This is a genomic window from Afipia carboxidovorans OM5 (assembly GCF_000218565.1).
Lineage (GTDB): Bacteria > Pseudomonadota > Alphaproteobacteria > Rhizobiales > Xanthobacteraceae > Afipia > Afipia carboxidovorans.
On sequence record NC_015684.1, the window covers coordinates 1403408 to 1420552 of the forward strand.

A 17145-nucleotide genomic window follows, 5' to 3' on the forward strand; every position below is an offset into this window, starting at 1 on the left:
CGCAGCGTTGCCGTTAACCGCAAAACGCGCGAACGATTTTTCCTGTCCTGGGATTGGTCTCGATCGTGACGCGCTCCCGCCTGTAATCCATCGTGACGCCCTGACCGGGCCTGATCTGGCGGACGATGGTGGCGCCGGTCAGCCGTTTCGCCCGGCGGTCCGAAATCCTGTTCTTGCCTGTCAAAGCTGCGGCCGCGCTCGTCTTGCAAATGCCGACGCGAACGCCCGCGGCCTGCGCCTCCGTGTGGCAGGTCGCAGCGATGATGAGGGCGGCTGCCAAACCGGCAAGATAACGTGCGTGCATCATGATGTGAGCTCCAATGGGACCCGTAAGTGTAGCATGCTTGAGGCGCCGGGAGCGCCCGCCGTGCGCCGCGCAGCATCGAGAGCGAGATACAGATCAGAACCTGAAAAAGCTGGCGGCCGATCCCGAGGGAAAGACCGGCCGCCATTGCGAGCCAGGCGGGACGAGGGAGACCTGGCCGCATCACCTCGCATCAGGGACAGGGTGCGAGGAAACTCATCCTCGAAGCGCGTGCACGAAGACGTCCGGATTCTGCGGTAGCGCGTCAGAGATCGGTGACGCGCTCCGGATTGGCCGAGGCGAGAGCGGCAGCGCGTTCGGCACGCGGCGGATAGATCCAGACCGTGTTGATCTCCTGCTTGGTCTTCTTGGCCCCATCGCCGACCATTTCCACCTTGTGGTCCCAGCCGCGAGTGAAGAGGGCGCCGGCTTCACCGAGATCGAGGCAGGTGACGTACGCCTCCTGGTGATAGGGCCGCGTCGGCACGCCGAGCAGTTCGGCGGCTGCGTTGTTGCCGGCGAACGCGCCCATCCGCGTGGCGTGCTGGCACGACATCAGCGCGAAGTTGCCGGCGTCGTCGCAGGCTGCCTTGGCCGCGTCGCCGGTGGCGAACACGTCGGCTACGCCCGGCACACGCAAATCGCGGTCGACGATCAGGCGGCCGAAATTGTCGCGCTCGACGGGAATCTGCGCGGTAAGCGGATTGGCACGAATGCCCGCCGCCCAGATCACCGTGGCGGTCTCGATGTGCTCGCCGCTAGAGAGCGTGATGCCCGATGTATCGAGCGAAGCGACGCCTGCACCGAGGCGCGTCTCGATGCCGAGCTTGCGGAGCGCATCTTCGACGATCGGGCGCGGACCGCTGCCCATGTCAGGAACCACCGCTTCATTGCGATCGATGATGATGACGCGAGGGTTCGCCTTGGCGCCGAAGATGGTGTGCAGCCGCGCCGGGATTTCCGTTGCCGCCTCGATGCCGGTGAAGCCCGCACCCACCACGACAACCGTATCGCGGGCTGGCGAGGCCGGGCGACCAGCAAGGATTTTCAGATGCCGGTCGAGCGCAATCGCATCGTCCAGTTGATCGACGCTGAAGGCGTGCTCGGCGAGGCCGGGAATGTTCGGGCGAAATAACTGGCTGCCGGATGCCACCACCAGGCGATCATAGGAGAGCGATTTATTCGCTCCGTTCGTGGTTGCAACTTCGACCGTGTGCGATGCCGGATCGATTGCCTCGGCGCGGCCCTGAACGTAGACGACGTTGATGGCAGCGAGGACATCCTGCAGCGGCGCGGTCAGCGTTTCCGGATTCTGCTCGTAAAGCCGAGGGCGGATCACGAGCGTCGGCTCCGGCGCGACCAGCATGATCTCAAGACCTGCGGGTGAGACGCCTTCGATGTCGCGCAGGCGGGCGGCGGAAAGGGCGGCGTACATGCCGGCGAAGCCGGCTCCGATAATGACGATTCGCATTGGATATACTCCGTGGTTTTGTCTCTTGGAAATTTGCAACAGCCTGCCCCCGCCCCGATCAGGGGACGTCCGTTACATCGGAGGCGGCCGCAGGCGTGGTGAAGCGATCAGGCCGTGATGAAAGCGAGCAGTTCGGCGTTGACGGTGTCCGCATGTGTCGTGCACATGCCGTGCGGCAGCTTCTCGTAGATCTTCAGCGTACTTTTCTTGAGAAGCTTTGCGGCCAGCGGCGCGGAATCCGCGATCGGTACGATCTGATCGTCGTCGCCGTGCATCACCAGTGTCGGCACGCCGATGTTCTTGAGGTCGTCACTGAAGTCGGTTTCTGAAAACGCCTTGATGCAGTCGTAATGCGCCTTGGCGCTGCCCATCATGCCCTGGCGCCACCAGTTCCAGATGATCGCCTGCGAGGGCTTGGCGTTCGGGCGGTTATAGCCATAGAACGGGCCGCTCGCGAAATCGAAATAGAAGTTCGAGCGGTTGCTGGCGAGGCTCTTGCGCAATTGATCGAATACGTCGATCGGAAGTCCGCCGGGATTTGCTGCGGTTTTCAGCATCACCGGCGTGACCGAGCCGATCAATACGAGCTTGGTGACACGGCCGTCGCCGTAGCGCGCGACATATCGTGTGGCCTCGCCGCCACCCGTGGAGTGGCCGACGTGGATGGCGTTGCGCAGATTGAGGTGCTCGACCAGCGCCGCGACATCGGCGGCGTAATGGTCCATGTCGTGGCCTTCGGCGACCTGGCTCGAGCGGCCGTGCCCGCGGCGATCGTGCGCAATGACGCGATAGCCCTTGCCGAGGAAGAACAGCATCTGCGCTTCCCAGTCATCGGAGGACAGCGGCCAGCCGTGATGAAAGACAATCGGCTGTGCCGTCTTCGGGCCCCAGTCCTTGTAGAAAATCTTGACGCCGTCCTTGGTGGTGACAGTGGTCATGGGATCAATTCCTTGAGCGAGGTGTGAGGGGACTTTCCTGTCGTCGCCCGCGGCCGAGGAGAAACGGATGTTTGCGGACATGGCGTAAAGGAACGCGGTCGCCAGCGCGTTCCGGCGCGTGATCCGCCCGAGCTGGCTGAGGGAGTGGTTCCAGGTCATTCGTTGTCTCCGTTGGTCGATGACGTGAGGACAACGATGATTTAGCGAACCGGCCCTTTGGCTGCGCCAGAGCGGTTGCGGTGGTTGCAGCGCGATTGCTGCTAACGCGGCCGCTTGCGCCAATCGCTCGGCGTATCTCCGGTCAGCCGCCGGAAGGCTGCCGCGAACGCCGTCTGCGAGGAATAGCCGAGCTCCGCCGCAACGGAGGCGACCGAGATGCCGGGGTCGCGCAGCATGGTCATGGCTTGCTCGAGCCGGTAGCGGCGCAGCCAGTTATGCGGCGACAGGCCCGTGCTTTCCTTGAAGGCCCGGCAGAAATGAAATCGCGACAGCCCCGCATCCGCGGCGAGGGCTGCGAGCGAAATATCCGCATCGGTATCTGAGCGCATGCGCTCGATCGCGCGGCGCAACACAGTAGGAGACAAACCGCCGACGATCGACTGAGGAGATGTTTGGCTGCCGATATGCGCGACGAGAAGGCGCGTCGCCAGAAGATCGATCAGCTGCTGCCGAAACAGATTGTCCAGCACGTCGCTGCCGTCCAGAGAATCCGCTGCGCTCATCAGAAGGCGCGAGGTGGTCGGGTCGGGATGCCCGGTTCGCTCCGCAAGATCGATCAGGCCGCCCCGGTCGGCTTCAGCCGCAACGCGCGCGAGTGTCTCATGAGGGAGGTGAAGCTGGACGACGTTGACGTTACCCGAGATATCCCATCGGGAGGTGGAGCCTGCCGGGATGATGGTGACGACGCCGGTGCGTGCCGTTCCGGTCGCGAGCGATTTGCCGGCGCGCCGCTCCAGCCGCTGCATGGTGCTCATGTAGGTCATGACGACATGATCGGCCATCGGCTCGACTACATCGTGCAGCGCACCGTGATTCCAGTGCACGATGGTGCCTTCGGAATCGGTTGCGATATGGAGCGGCTTGACGCCGAGAACGCGCGTCATCTCCGCATTTGCGGAGCGCCGCTCGGATGACCGCGCGTCGTGTCCGTCGGCTTCGGGCGCTGGTGGCTCTCCGCGCATGGGCGGCTCGGGTGACTTCGGTTTGTTCATGGATGCAGCCCCTCGTGCTTATCCGAACACAACGGATCTCCGGTCCCTCGGTGATCCGGCATTGTCTCGGCGCTAGCGCCGGCCAAATTCGTGGTCGAGCCAGTCCTGAAAATGCATCGTTCCCAGACGAGGCGCAGCGCCCGGCGTCAGCGATGTATCGTCGATCTGGGCGCCAAAATATTTTGCGTGGACGTCGGCGATCACCGCGCGCGGATCGCCTTTGGCAGCGAGATATTGCCGCGCGAGCGCATCGAGTGGGATCGGCTCGGGGCCTGCGATCTCGACCGTGCTGTTCAAAGGTTTGTTGAGCGCGATCTCCGCCAGCGCATTTGCGACTTCGCGGGCTGCGATCGGCTGCATCAGCGCCGGCGACAGTCGCGCAACGTCATTCTCCGTGCCTGCCTCGATGATGGCATCGACGAATTCAAAGAATTGCGTTGCCTGAAGGATGGTGAAAGGAAGTCCCGACAATTTGACCAGTTTTTCCTGGACGGCCTTGGCGCGAAGATAGCCGCTGTCGTGTACGCGCTGCGCGCCGACCACCGACAGAATGACATGGTGCGTAACCCCGGCGGCGATCCCGGCCGCCAGCAGATTGCGGCTCGACGTTTCGAAGAACTCCAGAACCGCCCGCTCCTCGAACGAGGGCGAATTGGCGACATCGACGACGACCTGCGCGCCAGACAAGGCTTCCGCAAGGCCTTCGCGCGTCACTGCGTTGACGCCGGTGCGCGGCGAGGCGGCAAGCGCCTCGTGCCCTTTCTCACGCAGCGTGCTGACGAGCGTCTTGCCGATGAGGCCGCTGCCTCCGATCACAACAATCTTCATGTCCAACTCCTTGCCCTGAACCGGGCCGGCATTTTCGGAGAAGACAATGTGCTTAAAATCGCCCCGAGACTTTGCGGGCGCCTTGAGATATTCTTGGATTTTCCTTGCCTTTTCGTCCAAAGGACCGTGGACCGCCCGCCATTCGGTTGCGGAGCCTTGATCGGGCGATCAGTCGGCGGCCGGGGGCTTCTATGCGATTTCAGTTCAGCGACTGCATGCTCGATCTTGAGCGGCGCGAGCTGACGCGTGGGGCGGATCAGGTCTCCATCGCGCCGCGAGCCTTCGATCTGCTGGCCTATCTCGTCGAGAACCGCGAGCGCGTCGTCAGCAAGAGCGACCTTCTGGACGCGGTGTGGGGCAAGCGCATCGTTTCCGAATCGACGTTGACGAGTCACATCAACGCCGTCCGCAAGGCGATCGGCGACAGCGGCGGCGAGCAGGCTCTCGTCCGCACCATTGCGCGAAAAGGCTTTCGTTTTGTCGGTGACGTTACGGAGATGGCTTATGCGGCTGAGTCAGCGGCAGTGGAGAAGAAGCCTTCACGTGCCACGCCGCAGCCCGCGCAGGGGCAGGCGCATCGGCCGTCGATTGCCGTGCTGCCGTTTCAGAATCTGAGCGGCGATCCCGAGCAGGCGTATTTCGCCGACGGTATGGTGGAAGACATCATCACCGGGTTGTCGCGCCTGCGCTGGCTGTTCGTCATCGCCCGTAATTCGAGCTTCGCCTATCAGAGCCACGCCATGGATGCGCGCGAGATCGGGCGCGCGCTCGGTGTCGGGTATCTCCTGGAGGGCAGCGTGCGCAAAGCGGCGGATCGCATCCGCATCACCGGTCAGCTCATTGACGTATGTACCGGCGCGCATTTATGGGCCGATCGCTTCGAAGGCGCCTCCGGCGACATCTTTGAGCTGCAGGATCGTATCGCCACCAGCGTGGTCGGCGCCATCGCGCCGCAGGTGGAGTTGGCCGAGATCGAGCGCGCCAAGCACAAGCCGACCGACAGCCTCGATGCTTACGACTGCTACCTGCGCGGGCTCGCGCATCTGCATCGTGGTAACAAGGATGCTATCGAGAAGGCGCTCCCGCTGTTTCACAAGGCTTTCGATATCGATCCGGATTTTGCCGCGGCTCATGCCATGGCGGCGTGGTGTTATTTCTGGCGCCGGGTCAACGGCTGGTCGGAGGATCGGGCAAGGGAGACCGCCGAGGGAACGCGGCTGGCGCGCCGTGCGGTCGAGCTCGGCCGTAACGATGCGCTGGCACTGACGCGGGCCGGGCATGCGCTCGCGCATCTCGCAGGCGATTTCGATATCGGCATCGCGCTGATCGACAGGGCTCTTTTCCTCAATCCCAATCTGGCTTCCGCATGGTTTCTCGGCGGATTTCTGCGGATATGGCGCGGCGAGTCCGAAAGCGCGATTGAGCATTTCGAACACGCGATGCGCCTCAGCCCGGTCGACCCCGAGCTCTATCGCATGAAGTCCGGCATCGCGATGGCGCATCTATTCGCGGGCCGGTATGACGCGGCCACGGCATGGGCCGAGGATTCCTATACCGACCTTCCGAGCTTTCTGATGACGGTAAGCATCATCGCAGCAAGTCGTGCGCTGAGCGGGCGGCTCGCGGAAGCACAGCAGGCGATGGAGCAATTGCGCAAGCTCGATCCTGCATTGCGCATCACTAATCTCAGGAAATGGCTGCCGATCAATCGGGACGACAATTTCGCAGTGTTCGCCGAAGGGTTGCGCAAGGCCGGATTACCGGAACGGTAGCCGTTCTTGCCTTGCCGAAATTCGGCGCAGGAACGACCGAATAGTTCTCCCCGTTCTGGTATAGTCTGGTGGAGGATTGAAGCGTTTCAATCCTCTTGGCGTGAGCATTCGGATGTCCGGCAGGGTGCGCGATACAATTTCCCAAGGCTCAGTTAGCGAGCCTCCCTTCGCGACATTTGCACCGCCGATCCGGCCGCAGACGGCGCTGCGCCGGGCCATCACCGCAGCCTATCGCCGTCCGGAGCCGGAATGCCTGCCGCCGCTGGTCGTCGCGGCTACGCTTCCGGATGAGATGAAGCGGGAGGTCGCCAGCACGGCGCGCACGTTGATCGAAGCATTGCGCGCCAGGCATAAAGGCACGGGCGTCGAAGCGCTGGTGCAGGAATATTCGCTCTCCAGCCATGAGGGCGTGGCGCTGATGTGTCTGGCCGAGGCGTTGCTGCGCATTCCCGATACGGCGACGCGTGACGCGCTGATCCGCGACAAGATCGCCGAAGGCGACTGGGCGTCTCATCTCGATAGCGACCGCTCGCTGTTCGTCAACGCCGCGACCTGGGGTCTTGTCGTCACCGGCAAGCTCACCGCAACGGTGAGCGATCACAGTCTCGCTGCCGCCCTGACGCGACTGATCGCGCGCTGCGGCGAGCCGGTGATCCGGCACGGCGTTGACATGGCGATGCGGATGATGGGTGAGCAGTTCGTCATGGGTGAGACGATCGATGACGCACTCGAACGCGCGCGGTCGCTGGAAGTGAGCGGCTTCCGCTACTCCTACGATATGCTGGGCGAAGCGGCGATGACCGCCGCCGATGCGGAGCGCTATTACCGCGCCTATGAGGCAGCGATTAACGCCATCGGAAAGGTGGCGGAGGGGCGTGGTGTCTATGAACGTCCCGGTATTTCGATCAAGCTGTCGGCGCTGCATCCACGATATAGCCGCGCGCAGGCCGGCCGGGTGATGGGCGAATTGCTGCCGCGCGTGCGGGGGTTAGCGCGGCTCGCCAAGTCTTACGACATTGGCCTCAACATCGATGCCGAAGAATCGGATCGACTGGATTTGTCGCTCGATCTGCTCGAAGAGATCAGCTTTGACGAAAGCCTCAAGGGCTGGAGCGGCCTCGGCTTCGTGGTGCAGGCGTATGGCAAGCGTTGCCCGTTCGTGCTCGATTACATTATCGATCTCGCGCGCCGCGCCAATCGGCGCATGATGGTGCGCCTCGTCAAGGGCGCTTATTGGGATGCCGAGATCAAGCGTGCGCAGGTCGACGGGCTGGACGGCTTTCCGGTCTATACGCGCAAGGTCTATACCGACATCGCTTATATCGCCTGTGCTCGCAAGCTGCTGGCGGCAAAGAATGCGGTCTTTCCGCAATTCGCGACGCATAACGCCCAGAATCTTGCTGCGATCTATCACTTCGCAGGACCGGACTTCACCGTCGGTGATTACGAATTCCAGTGCCTGCATGGCATGGGCGAACCGCTTTATGAGGAGGTCGTCGGCCAAGATAAACTCGACCGGCCGTGCCGCATCTATGCGCCGGTCGGTACGCATGAAACGCTGCTGGCGTATCTCGTTCGTCGTCTGCTCGAGAACGGCGCCAATTCCTCCTTCGTCCATCGTATCTCCGATCCCAACGTCACGATTGAATCTCTGATTGCCGACCCGGTCGATATCGTCGCGGCGATGCCTGTCATCGGCGCGCCGCACGATCAGATTGCGCTGCCGTCTGCGCTCTATGGCAATGCGCGGACAAATTCGAAAGGTCTCGACCTGTCGAACGAGGCGACGCTTGCGCATTTGTCGAACGAGCTCGCCGCATCGGCTGCAAAGCCATGGCACGCGCCGCCGCTCCTTGCTGATGACAGCGCTGAAGGTGAGGCGCGCGATGTGTTGAATCCCGCGGATCATCGCGATGTCGTCGGCTGTGTCACCGAAGTGAGGGCGGAGGTCGCCACGCGCATCGTTGCTCTGGCGGCGGAGCATGCCGCATCATGGGCGGCGGTTTCGTCACCTGAGCGTGCAGCTTGTCTCGACAGAGCGGCGGACATCATGCAGGCGCGCATGGAATCGCTGATGGGCGTCATCATGCGCGAGGCCGGAAAGTCCGCCGCGAATGCCATCGGCGAAGTGCGCGAGGCGATCGATTTCTTACGCTATTACGCCGAGCAGGCGCGTTGCGCGTTGGGGCCGTCGCATCTTCCGCTCGGTCCGGTCGTCTGCATCAGCCCGTGGAATTTTCCGCTCGCCATTTTCACGGGGCAGATTGCCGCCGCGCTCGTCGTCGGAAATACCGTGCTCGCCAAGCCCGCGGAAGAGACGCCGCTGATTGCGCATGAGAGCGTGAAGATTTTGCACGCGGCGGGTGTGCCGCGCGGAGCGCTGCAGTTCGTGCCGGGTGATGGCCGCGTCGGCGCGGTGCTGGTCGGCGCGCGCGAGACCGCCGGCGTCATATTCACTGGCTCCACCGAGGTGGCGCGGCTCATTCAGGCGCAGTTGGCGGAACGGTTATCTGACGTGGGCAAACCGATCCCGCTGATTGCGGAGACCGGCGGTCAGAACGCGATGATCGTGGATTCCTCCGCGCTTGCCGAACAGGTCGTCGGCGATGCGATTGCTTCGGCGTTCGACAGTGCCGGCCAGCGCTGCTCGGCGCTACGCGTGCTCTGCCTGCAGCAGGAGATTGCCGAGCGCACATTGACGATGCTGAAGGGCGCGTTGCAGGAGCTGACGCTCGGCAAGACGGATCGGCTCAGCGTCGATGTCGGCCCGGTGATCACCGCTGAGGCGCGCGACAGCATCAACCGGCATATCGCGCAGATGCGCCGCCTTGGCTGCAGGATCGAGCAACTGCCGCTGCCGGCGGAGACCGCGAATGGCACCTTCGTCCCGCCGACCATCATCGAGATCAATTCGATTTCAGATCTCAAGCGCGAGGTGTTCGGTCCTGTGCTGCATGTCATCCGCTTCCGTCGAGCCGATCTCGATCGCCTCATCGACGAGATCAACGGCGCTGGTTACGGGCTGACCTTCGGTCTGCACACGCGCCTCGATGAGACGATCGCGCACGTCACGAGCCGCATCAAGGCCGGAAATATCTACGTCAATCGCAATATCATCGGCGCGGTGGTTGGCGTGCAGCCGTTTGGTGGCCGCGGACTATCCGGTACCGGCCCGAAGGCGGGCGGGCCGCTTTATCTCGGGCGCCTCGTACGGAAGGCATCGATCTTGCCGCAGCATGGTTCGATCGACATCGACCCGACGCTGCGCGATTACGCGGCTTGGTTGTCGGGCAAGGGATTGAGTGCGGAAGCCAAAGCCGCGATCGATATCGGCGGACATGCGGCGCTCGGCTTTCACACGGAGCTGCCAGGGCCTGTGGGCGAGCGCAACCTTTATGCGCTGCATCCGCGCGGACGAATCCTGCTTGTCCCGGCAACCGAGGCCGGTCTTCGCCGCCAGACGGCGGTGACGCTCGCGACTGGCAATCAACTGGTGATCGATGCGGTGAGCGAATTTCAGAACAAGCTGCAAGGTTTGCCGGCGAGCGTCGCGGCGCGTGTGAGTTGGACGTCGGATTGGCAGGCTGATGGGCCGTTCGCCGGTGCGCTGATTGAAGGCGATGCCGCGCGTGTGCTGGCCGTCAATCGAAGGATCGCAGCATTGCCAGGGCCGCTGGTGCTTGTTCAATCCGCCGCGATGGAAGAAATTGCGCGCGACCCGGATGCTTACTGTGTGAACTGGTTGCTGGAAGAAGTATCGACCTCGATCAACACTGCGGCGGCGGGTGGCAATGCCAGCCTGATGGCCATCGGCTGACGGCGCGAGGAAGCGGCAAGATCGCCTCACACCAGTGAGGCGCCGCCGATCACCGGTGCAAGCTGGGAGCGCCAGACGCCGTCGGCTCGCTCGACCAGCCGCCACGTTCGGGACGCGACCTCTGTGCCTTTCGCCGTGCGATAGGTCGGAACGCTGAGCCTGATGTCGGAGCCGGTTTGCTGCCAATCCGCGATCACGGTGACACCGTCGCCGAATTCGACGAGGCATTTCGGCTCTGATTTTCCGTCGTCCTCGACAGTGACGCGGCCGCCCGGAAAGGCGTGACTGTGCGGAAAGGAAAATCGCATCTTATGCTCCGGCAACAGATGGATCGACGTGCGTGATGACAACACACGGGCAGCGTGCCGGTTTCGTGCTGCCGATGAACGGCGCGTTATCGCGCCCGGATCAGCCGCCAGTGCGGATGGGCTTCGCACTCTAGCGTTGGCGACAAACGCACGCCGGGCTCGCTGATTTCGATATTCATACGATCGATATCGCTTGCCACGATGATCTGGTCATCAGCCTGAACAACCTTGTTGCGGCCGCGCCCCTTCGCCGTGTAAAGCGCCTGGTCCGCTGCGCGCATCATCGCGCAAAGGTCGGCATGCGCACCGAAGGCCGAGACACCGATGCTGACCGTGACATAAATGGTCGTGTCGGGCGCTATCTGAACCGGCGTTGCCGCGATCTGCGCGCGTAGCATCTCCGCGAAATCCGACGCCTCAGCAACGGACATCGCCGGTAGCAGCATCGCGAATTCCTCACCGCCGATCCGCCCGGCGCAATCGGGGCGCGGGCTCACCGAGGCACAGGCCAGCGCGATCATCCGCAAAGCGGCGTCGCCGGCTGCATGGCCCCATTGATCGTTGAGCGTTTTGAAGTTGTCGGCGTCGAGGATCAGCAGCGCGAGGTTGCGGCTGTCACGACGGGCGATTGCGATTTCCTGCTCGGCCACTTCGATGAAGTGACGGCGGTTGGGTAACTCCACCAGCGAATCCCAGGATGCGAGGTGGGTCAGACGGTCGATCAGAATTCGCCGGTCCTCGAACAAGGAGAATAGGAACAGAGACAGTGCGCAGGCGGCTGCAACGAAGAAACCGGCGTTCGAGAGACGATCCGCGATCGACAGATGCGCCATGAAGCCGCCGCCGGAGGAGGCCGCCCATGTCACCGCCGCGCCGATCAGGACGTTGGCAAGCGTGATGCCGCGCAGACCGCGTCGCAAGCCGATCCACAACAGCAGCAGATAGGTCCCCGCCAGCAGCAACAGCGGATGTGTTGGAATGCCGCCGAGCGCCAATGCAATGACAGTCAGGATGCCGATGCCACTGAGCGTAACTTCCAGCGCGCTTTTCGGCTGGTCGACCGGCGCTTTCTTGGTGGACCATGCCAGAATGAGAGGCGCAACCAGCAACTGGCCGACCGAATTCCCGATCCACCAATGCACCCACGCGGAGGGTACGAGATCGAGCGACGGCAACGGTTTCTGCATGCCGTGAATCCACCACCATGACGCCCATTCGAGCGGAATGGCGCTCGGCGGGATCACGCCCAGGAGATAGAGCACGGCAACGCCGCCGGTGGCGCTGATCGGCTGCAGGATGAGGAAGATCATTCCGATGAACAGCGAGACATCGCGCGGATGATCGAAGCGCGGCGAGATCGACCAGCGGTGAAACAGATATCCGCCCAACGCGCCCTGGCCCGCGTTGACGAGGCCGATCACCGCGCCGCCGAGAAGCGAAGGACCGGACCACAGCGACAGGATCGTCTGTCCGATGAAAATGCCGCCGGCAACGCGGGAGCCGAAGCGGATGCAGAACGCGAGTGCGATGCCTTCCGGGATGAACACCACGCTGGTGACGTTGCCGTATTCGACGGAGAGCGCGAAGGTCAGGCGGCCAAAAAACACATAGGCGACCGCAAGCACGACGCTGAGCACCAGGGTGCCGGCCGGTGACGCCGGCTCGAACACTCTCGCTGCTTGCGCGCGCGTTTTGGTCTTAAATTCGTTCATGATTTGAATGGGATTTCCGCCGAGGCATGCCAATCGAACTGAAGCGATGCGCGCCAGCGTGCCCGCTATTGTTCAATGAAACGTAGCGGCGAACGGCACATCTTCGCCTAACAGTAAGGATTTTGTTAAAGCTTTGCCTGATGCAGCGAGCGGTGCCATCGAGGCGTAAGCCCGCCATGCGATGTGTTTCCCACTAGCGCAATCTCAAAACAAAAGAGGCCGCCGAAACGGCAGCCTCTCGAAACAGAATTGCAAGATTAATCCGTGGAGTCTGAACGGTTGCGCGATCAATCCCAGCTCAGCGCGCCGCCGTTCTGATATTCGATCACGCGTGTCTCGAAGAAGTTCTTTTCCTTCTTCAGGTCCATCGCCTCCGACATCCACGGGAAGGGATTCTCGGTTTCCGCGAACACCGGTGCGAGACCGATCTGCGCGCAGCGGCGGTTGGCGATGAAGTGCATGTACTGTTCGCACAGCGCCGCGTTGAGACCGAGGAAGCCGCGGGGCATGGTGTCCCGGCCATAAGCGGCTTCGAGCCCGGCGGCCTCGCTGATCATGCCGCGCACTTCGTCCTGGAACGCCTTGGTCCAGAGGTGCGGGTTCTCCAGCTTGATCTGGTTGATGACGTCGATACCGAAGTTCAGGTGAATCGATTCATCGCGCAGGATGTACTGATACTGCTCGGCGATGCCGACCATCTTGTTGCGCCGGCCGAGCGAGAGGATCTGCGCAAAGCCCGTGTAGAACCACATGCCCTCGAACACGACATAGAAGGCGACGAGGTCGCGCAGGAACGCCTGATCGGCCTCAAGCGTGCCGGTCTTGAAGTCCGGGTCGTCGAGATTCTTGGTGTGCTTCAGCGCCCATGCCGCCTTGTCGGTGATCGAGGGCACCTCGCGATACATGTTGAACAGTTCGCCCTCATCGAGGCCGAGGCTTTCCACGATGTACTGGAAGGTGTGGGTGTGCACCGCTTCCTCGAACGCCTGCCGCAGCAGATACTGGCGGCATTCGGGGTTGGTGAGGTGGCGGTAGATCGCGAGCACGATGTTGTTGGCGACGAGGCTCTCGGAGGCCGCGAAGAAGCCGAGATTGCGCTTGATGGCGCGGCGCTCGTCATCGGTCAGGCCGTCGCGCGACTTCCACAGCGCGATATCCGCCTGCATCGAGACTTCGGTCGGCATCCAGTGGTTGTTGCAGCCGGAGAGATATTTCTCCCATGCCCATTTGTATTTCAGCGGCAGCAACTGGTTGACGTCCGCACGGCAGTTGATCATCCGCTTCTCGTCGACGGACACGCGGCCACCGGTGCGGTCGATCTCGCCCAGGCCCGTCTGCTCGGCCGACGACGTGGGTGCGGTGTTGAAGATCGTGGCCGGCGTTGGCTTTGCGGATGTGGATGGTTCGGACCAGTCGAGCATGATGTTTCCTGTCTTTCCGATGTCGTCCCCGCGCAGGCGGGGACCCAGTGCTTTGGAGACATCGTTGGTAAAATGTCGTGTAATGAGCCGCCCTGGATTGGCTCCATATTAAAGTGTGGGTCCCCGCCTGCGCGGGGACGACACAAGTCTACTGGCACGCCTCGCAATCAGGGTTGTCGATCGAGCAGGCCTTGACGCCGGTGAGATCGGGCGCGGTGTCATTCGGAACGACGATCGGCGCATGCTGCTGAGCGGACGGAATCGAGGCTGAAACCGCGTTCAGTTTGCCATCGGTCCCCTTCAGCGTCGATTTCTCGACATGCGTCGCGCTGCGTGAGCGCAGGTAGTAAGTGGTCTTGAGACCGAGCTGCCACGCCAGACGATAGAGCTGGTCGAGCTTCTTGCCTGACGGGTTGGCGATATAGAGGTTGAGCGACTGTGCCTGATCAATCCACTTCTGCCGCCGGGCTGCCGCCTGAATGAGCCATGAGGTGTCGATCTCGAACACGGTCGCATAGAGCGCCTTGAGATCGTCCGGTACGCGGTCGATCTGGCCGACGCTGCCGTCGAAATATTTCAGGTCCGAGACCATCACCTCGTCCCACAGCCCGCGTGATTTCAGGTCGCGGACCAGGAATTCGTTCACGACGGTGAAATCGCCCGACATATTCGATTTGACGTAGAGGTTCTGGTAGGCGGGCTCGATCGACTGCGTGACGCCGCAGATGTTGGAGATCGTCGCTGTCGGCGCGATCGCCATCACGTTGGAGTTACGCATGCCGTCCGTCTTCACCCGCTCGCGCAGGCCCGACCAGTCGAGCGTCGCGGAGGTGTCGAGCGGAGCGCCGTTGCGTGCCTTGGCGAGGATCGAGACCGAGTCGATCGGCAGCATGCCCTGCGACCACAGCGAGCCCTCGAAGGAGGGATAGCGGCCGCGCTCACCGGCGAGATCGACCGACGCCGAAATCGCATGGTAGCTGATGATCTCCATGCTCTCGTCGGCAAAGGCGACGGCGGCATCGGAGGTGATCGGAATCCGCTGGATGTGCAGCGCATCCTGGAAGCCCATCAGGCCGAGGCCGACCGGGCGATGCTTCAGGTTGGAGCGGCGCGCCTCCGGGATCGTATAGAAGTTGATGTCGATCACGTTGTCGAGCATCCGCACCGCGGTCGCGATGGTGCGCTTCAACTTGTCGTGGTTGAGGCCCTCGCGGGTGGTGTGGTTGAGAAGGTTGATCGAGCCGAGGTTGCACACCGCCACCTCGTCCGCCGAGGTGTTGAGCGTGATCTCGGTGCAGAGATTCGATGAGTGGACGACGCCGGCGTGCTGCTGCGGCGAGCGCAAGTTGCAGGCATCCTTGAAGGTGATCCAGGGATGGCCGGTCTCGAACAGCATGGTCAGCATGCGCCGCCACAAATCGGTGGCGCGCATTTCCTTGAATACGTGGATCTCGCCGCGTGCGGCCTTCGCCTCGTAGCCTTCATAAGCGGCCTTGAACGCGGGGCCGTAAAGGTCGTGCAGGTCCGGTGTCTCGTCGGGCGAGAACAGCGTCCATGTGCCGTCTTCCTCGACGCGCTGCATGAACAGGTCCGGCACCCAGTTCGCGGTGTTCATGTCGTGGGTGCGACGGCGGTCGTCGCCGGTGTTCTTGCGCAGGTCGAGAAATTCCTCGATGTCGATGTGCCAGGTCTCGAGATAGGCGCAGACCGCGCCCTTGCGCTTGCCGCCCTGATTGACGGCGATCGCGGTATCGTTCGCGACCTTCAGGAATGGCACGACGCCCTGGCTCTCGCCGTTGGTGCCCTTGATGTGCGCGCCGAGACCACGAACGTTGGTCCAGTCATTGCCGAGGCCGCCGGAATACTTCGCGAGCAGGGCGTTGTCCTTCACCGCCTTGAAGATGCCGTCGAGATCGTCGGCGACAGTGGTGAGGAAGCACGAGGACAACTGCGGGCGCAGCGTACCGGAGTTGAACAGTGTCGGCGTCGAGGCCATGAAGTCGAACGACGACAGCAGATTGTAGAACTCGATGGCGCGTGCTTCGCGGTCGATCTCGCGGACGGCGAGGCCCATCGCGACGCGCATGAAGAAGGCCTGCGGCAGTTCGAGGCGCGAACCGCCGACGTGCAGGAAGTAGCGATCATAAAGGGTCTGCAGGCCGAGGAACTGGAACTGCAGGTCTCGCTCGGGCTTCAGCGCGCTGGCGAGGCGGTCGAGATCGAAGCGCCCCAGTTCGGGATCGAGCAGCTCGGCCTCGATGCCGGCCTTGACGTAGACCGGGAAATATTCGGCATAGCGCGTTGCCATGTCGGCCTGCGAGGCGGAGGTCGGCGTCTTGTAAAGATAGGTCAGAACTTCGCTGCGCAGCTTGTCGAGCAGGAGGCGGGCACTGACGTAAGCGTAGTTCGGCTCATGCTCGACCAGCGTGCGCGCGGCCATGATCGGCGCAAGCGCGAGTTCGTCCTGGCTGATGCCGTCGTAAAGGTTGCGGCGGGCCTCGGCCAGCACCGGCGCCGGGTCGACACCGTCGAGGCCTTCGCCGGCTTCACGGATAATGAGTTCGAGGCGCTTGATGTCGAGCGGCGCGCGGGTGCCGTTCGCAAGCGTCATCTGCAGCGCGGGCTCGTTCGAGACGGCTGCTTCGGCGCTCTTGCCGGCGGCGCGCTCGCGGGCGCGTTCCTCGCGATAGAGCACATAGGCGCGGGCGACCTTGTGGTGCTCGCTGCGCATCAGCGCGAGTTCAACCTGATCCTGCACGTCTTCAATGTGGAAAGTGCGGCCTTCGCCGAGGCGGCGGGTGAGGTTGGTGACCACTTCCTGGGTCAGCCCCTCGACGATCTCATGGACACGCCGGGACGCGGCTGCCGTATGTCCTTCGACCGCAAGGAAGGCCTTGGTCATCGCGATCGATATCTTGGAGGGATCGAATCGCGAAACCGTGCCGTTGCGCCGGATGATCTGCATGGCGGGCTCGCGCGGCGAGGGCGCAAGCGATTCTGGGCTCAATTGGACGAGCGGCGCTTTTTCAGTTTTGGCGGTCTGCAGGTTTAACGACATCGACAAGCCCCGTGATGCGAATTTTCAGAAGGACGGGAGCATGGCACTTGAGCATCTGGCGCGATCGCCAAATGCCAGCGACGGACCCCCGTCCGTGGCGTTTTTTCGTGTCGCGGCAGGCCCCCTCACAGGCGGGTCGCTGCGGCGTTAAGAGGCCCCGGCAACGGCCGGCGACCTGGATGACAAAGCTGTGTGGCAGAGCTGTCCGGTACTCAAACTGACAAGCTTTTCCGGTTTCCCCGACCGGGCTACAGCTCGCCGCTCCTTCCCTTGCTCTCTCCTTGGCCCACTACATTTTGGACCAA

General features: G+C 62.8%; 11 protein-coding genes. 2 read left to right on the top strand and 9 right to left on the bottom strand.

What is annotated here, in order from left to right; translation table 11 throughout:
* Positions 1-13: 13 nt before the first annotated feature.
* The 5 genes from OCA5_RS06610 to OCA5_RS06630 form a co-directional block, all read right to left on the bottom strand.
* The gene (locus OCA5_RS06610; RefSeq protein WP_012563901.1) at positions 14-307 is read right to left on the bottom strand and encodes an I78 family peptidase inhibitor; all 294 of its coding nucleotides are present in this window, start codon (positions 305-307) and stop codon (positions 14-16) included.
* 262 nt (positions 308-569) lie between these two features.
* On the bottom strand, positions 570-1775 hold the full coding sequence (locus OCA5_RS06615) for an NAD(P)/FAD-dependent oxidoreductase (RefSeq protein WP_012563900.1): 1206 nt from the start codon (positions 1773-1775) through the stop codon (positions 570-572).
* 107 nt (positions 1776-1882) lie between these two features.
* Entirely contained in the window at positions 1883-2713 is an 831-nt protein-coding gene (locus OCA5_RS06620) for an alpha/beta fold hydrolase (RefSeq protein ID WP_013912979.1), read from the bottom strand.
* Between the two features lie 260 nt (positions 2714-2973).
* A complete protein-coding gene (locus tag OCA5_RS06625; RefSeq protein ID WP_012563898.1) occupies positions 2974-3924 on the bottom strand; it encodes a helix-turn-helix domain-containing protein in 951 nt (316 codons plus the stop codon).
* A gap of 72 nt (positions 3925-3996) precedes the next feature.
* Positions 3997-4752: an SDR family oxidoreductase gene (locus tag OCA5_RS06630; RefSeq protein ID WP_013912980.1), complete on the bottom strand. Its 756-nt coding sequence runs from the start codon at positions 4750-4752 to the stop codon at positions 3997-3999.
* 191 nt (positions 4753-4943) lie between these two features.
* On the opposite strand from OCA5_RS06630, the gene OCA5_RS06635 reads away from it, so the two are divergent.
* Both OCA5_RS06635 and putA read left to right on the top strand, forming a co-directional pair.
* Complete coding sequence (locus tag OCA5_RS06635; protein ID WP_012563896.1) at positions 4944-6524, top strand: winged helix-turn-helix domain-containing tetratricopeptide repeat protein; 1581 nt, start codon at positions 4944-4946, stop codon at positions 6522-6524.
* A gap of 112 nt (positions 6525-6636) precedes the next feature.
* Complete coding sequence (gene putA / locus OCA5_RS06640; protein WP_012563895.1) at positions 6637-10341, top strand: trifunctional transcriptional regulator/proline dehydrogenase/L-glutamate gamma-semialdehyde dehydrogenase; 3705 nt, start codon at positions 6637-6639, stop codon at positions 10339-10341.
* 26 nt (positions 10342-10367) lie between these two features.
* Here putA and OCA5_RS06645 read toward each other — a convergent pair whose 3' ends face one another.
* The 4 genes from OCA5_RS06645 to OCA5_RS06660 form a co-directional block, all read right to left on the bottom strand.
* The gene (locus OCA5_RS06645; protein ID WP_012563894.1) at positions 10368-10649 is read right to left on the bottom strand and encodes a hypothetical protein; all 282 of its coding nucleotides are present in this window, start codon (positions 10647-10649) and stop codon (positions 10368-10370) included.
* Between the two features lie 86 nt (positions 10650-10735).
* Positions 10736-12361: a sensor domain-containing diguanylate cyclase gene (locus tag OCA5_RS06650; protein WP_012563893.1), complete on the bottom strand. Its 1626-nt coding sequence runs from the start codon at positions 12359-12361 to the stop codon at positions 10736-10738.
* Between the two features lie 287 nt (positions 12362-12648).
* Positions 12649-13782: a ribonucleotide-diphosphate reductase subunit beta gene (locus OCA5_RS06655; RefSeq protein ID WP_012563892.1), complete on the bottom strand. Its 1134-nt coding sequence runs from the start codon at positions 13780-13782 to the stop codon at positions 12649-12651.
* 148 nt (positions 13783-13930) lie between these two features.
* A complete protein-coding gene (locus tag OCA5_RS06660; protein WP_012563890.1) occupies positions 13931-16840 on the bottom strand; it encodes a ribonucleoside-diphosphate reductase subunit alpha in 2910 nt (969 codons plus the stop codon).
* Between the last annotated feature and the right edge of the window lie 305 nt (positions 16841-17145).

Bases quoted from the DNA above. Each gene is read 5' to 3' on its own strand.
- OCA5_RS06610 (WP_012563901.1), bottom strand. From the start codon at position 307: ATGATGCACGCACGTTATCTTGCCGGTTTGGCAGCCGCCCTCATCATC.
- OCA5_RS06615 (WP_012563900.1), bottom strand. From the start codon at position 1,775: ATGCGAATCGTCATTATCGGAGCCGGCTTCGCCGGCATGTACGCCGCC.
- OCA5_RS06620 (WP_013912979.1), bottom strand. From the start codon at position 2,713: ATGACCACTGTCACCACCAAGGACGGCGTCAAGATTTTCTACAAGGAC.
- OCA5_RS06625 (WP_012563898.1), bottom strand. From the start codon at position 3,924: ATGAACAAACCGAAGTCACCCGAGCCGCCCATGCGCGGAGAGCCACCA.
- OCA5_RS06630 (WP_013912980.1), bottom strand. From the start codon at position 4,752: ATGAAGATTGTTGTGATCGGAGGCAGCGGCCTCATCGGCAAGACGCTC.
- OCA5_RS06635 (WP_012563896.1), top strand. From the start codon at position 4,944: ATGCGATTTCAGTTCAGCGACTGCATGCTCGATCTTGAGCGGCGCGAG.
- putA (WP_012563895.1), top strand. From the start codon at position 6,637: ATGTCCGGCAGGGTGCGCGATACAATTTCCCAAGGCTCAGTTAGCGAG.
- OCA5_RS06645 (WP_012563894.1), bottom strand. From the start codon at position 10,649: ATGCGATTTTCCTTTCCGCACAGTCACGCCTTTCCGGGCGGCCGCGTC.
- OCA5_RS06650 (WP_012563893.1), bottom strand. From the start codon at position 12,361: ATGAACGAATTTAAGACCAAAACGCGCGCGCAAGCAGCGAGAGTGTTC.
- OCA5_RS06655 (WP_012563892.1), bottom strand. From the start codon at position 13,782: ATGCTCGACTGGTCCGAACCATCCACATCCGCAAAGCCAACGCCGGCC.
- OCA5_RS06660 (WP_012563890.1), bottom strand. From the start codon at position 16,840: ATGTCGTTAAACCTGCAGACCGCCAAAACTGAAAAAGCGCCGCTCGTC.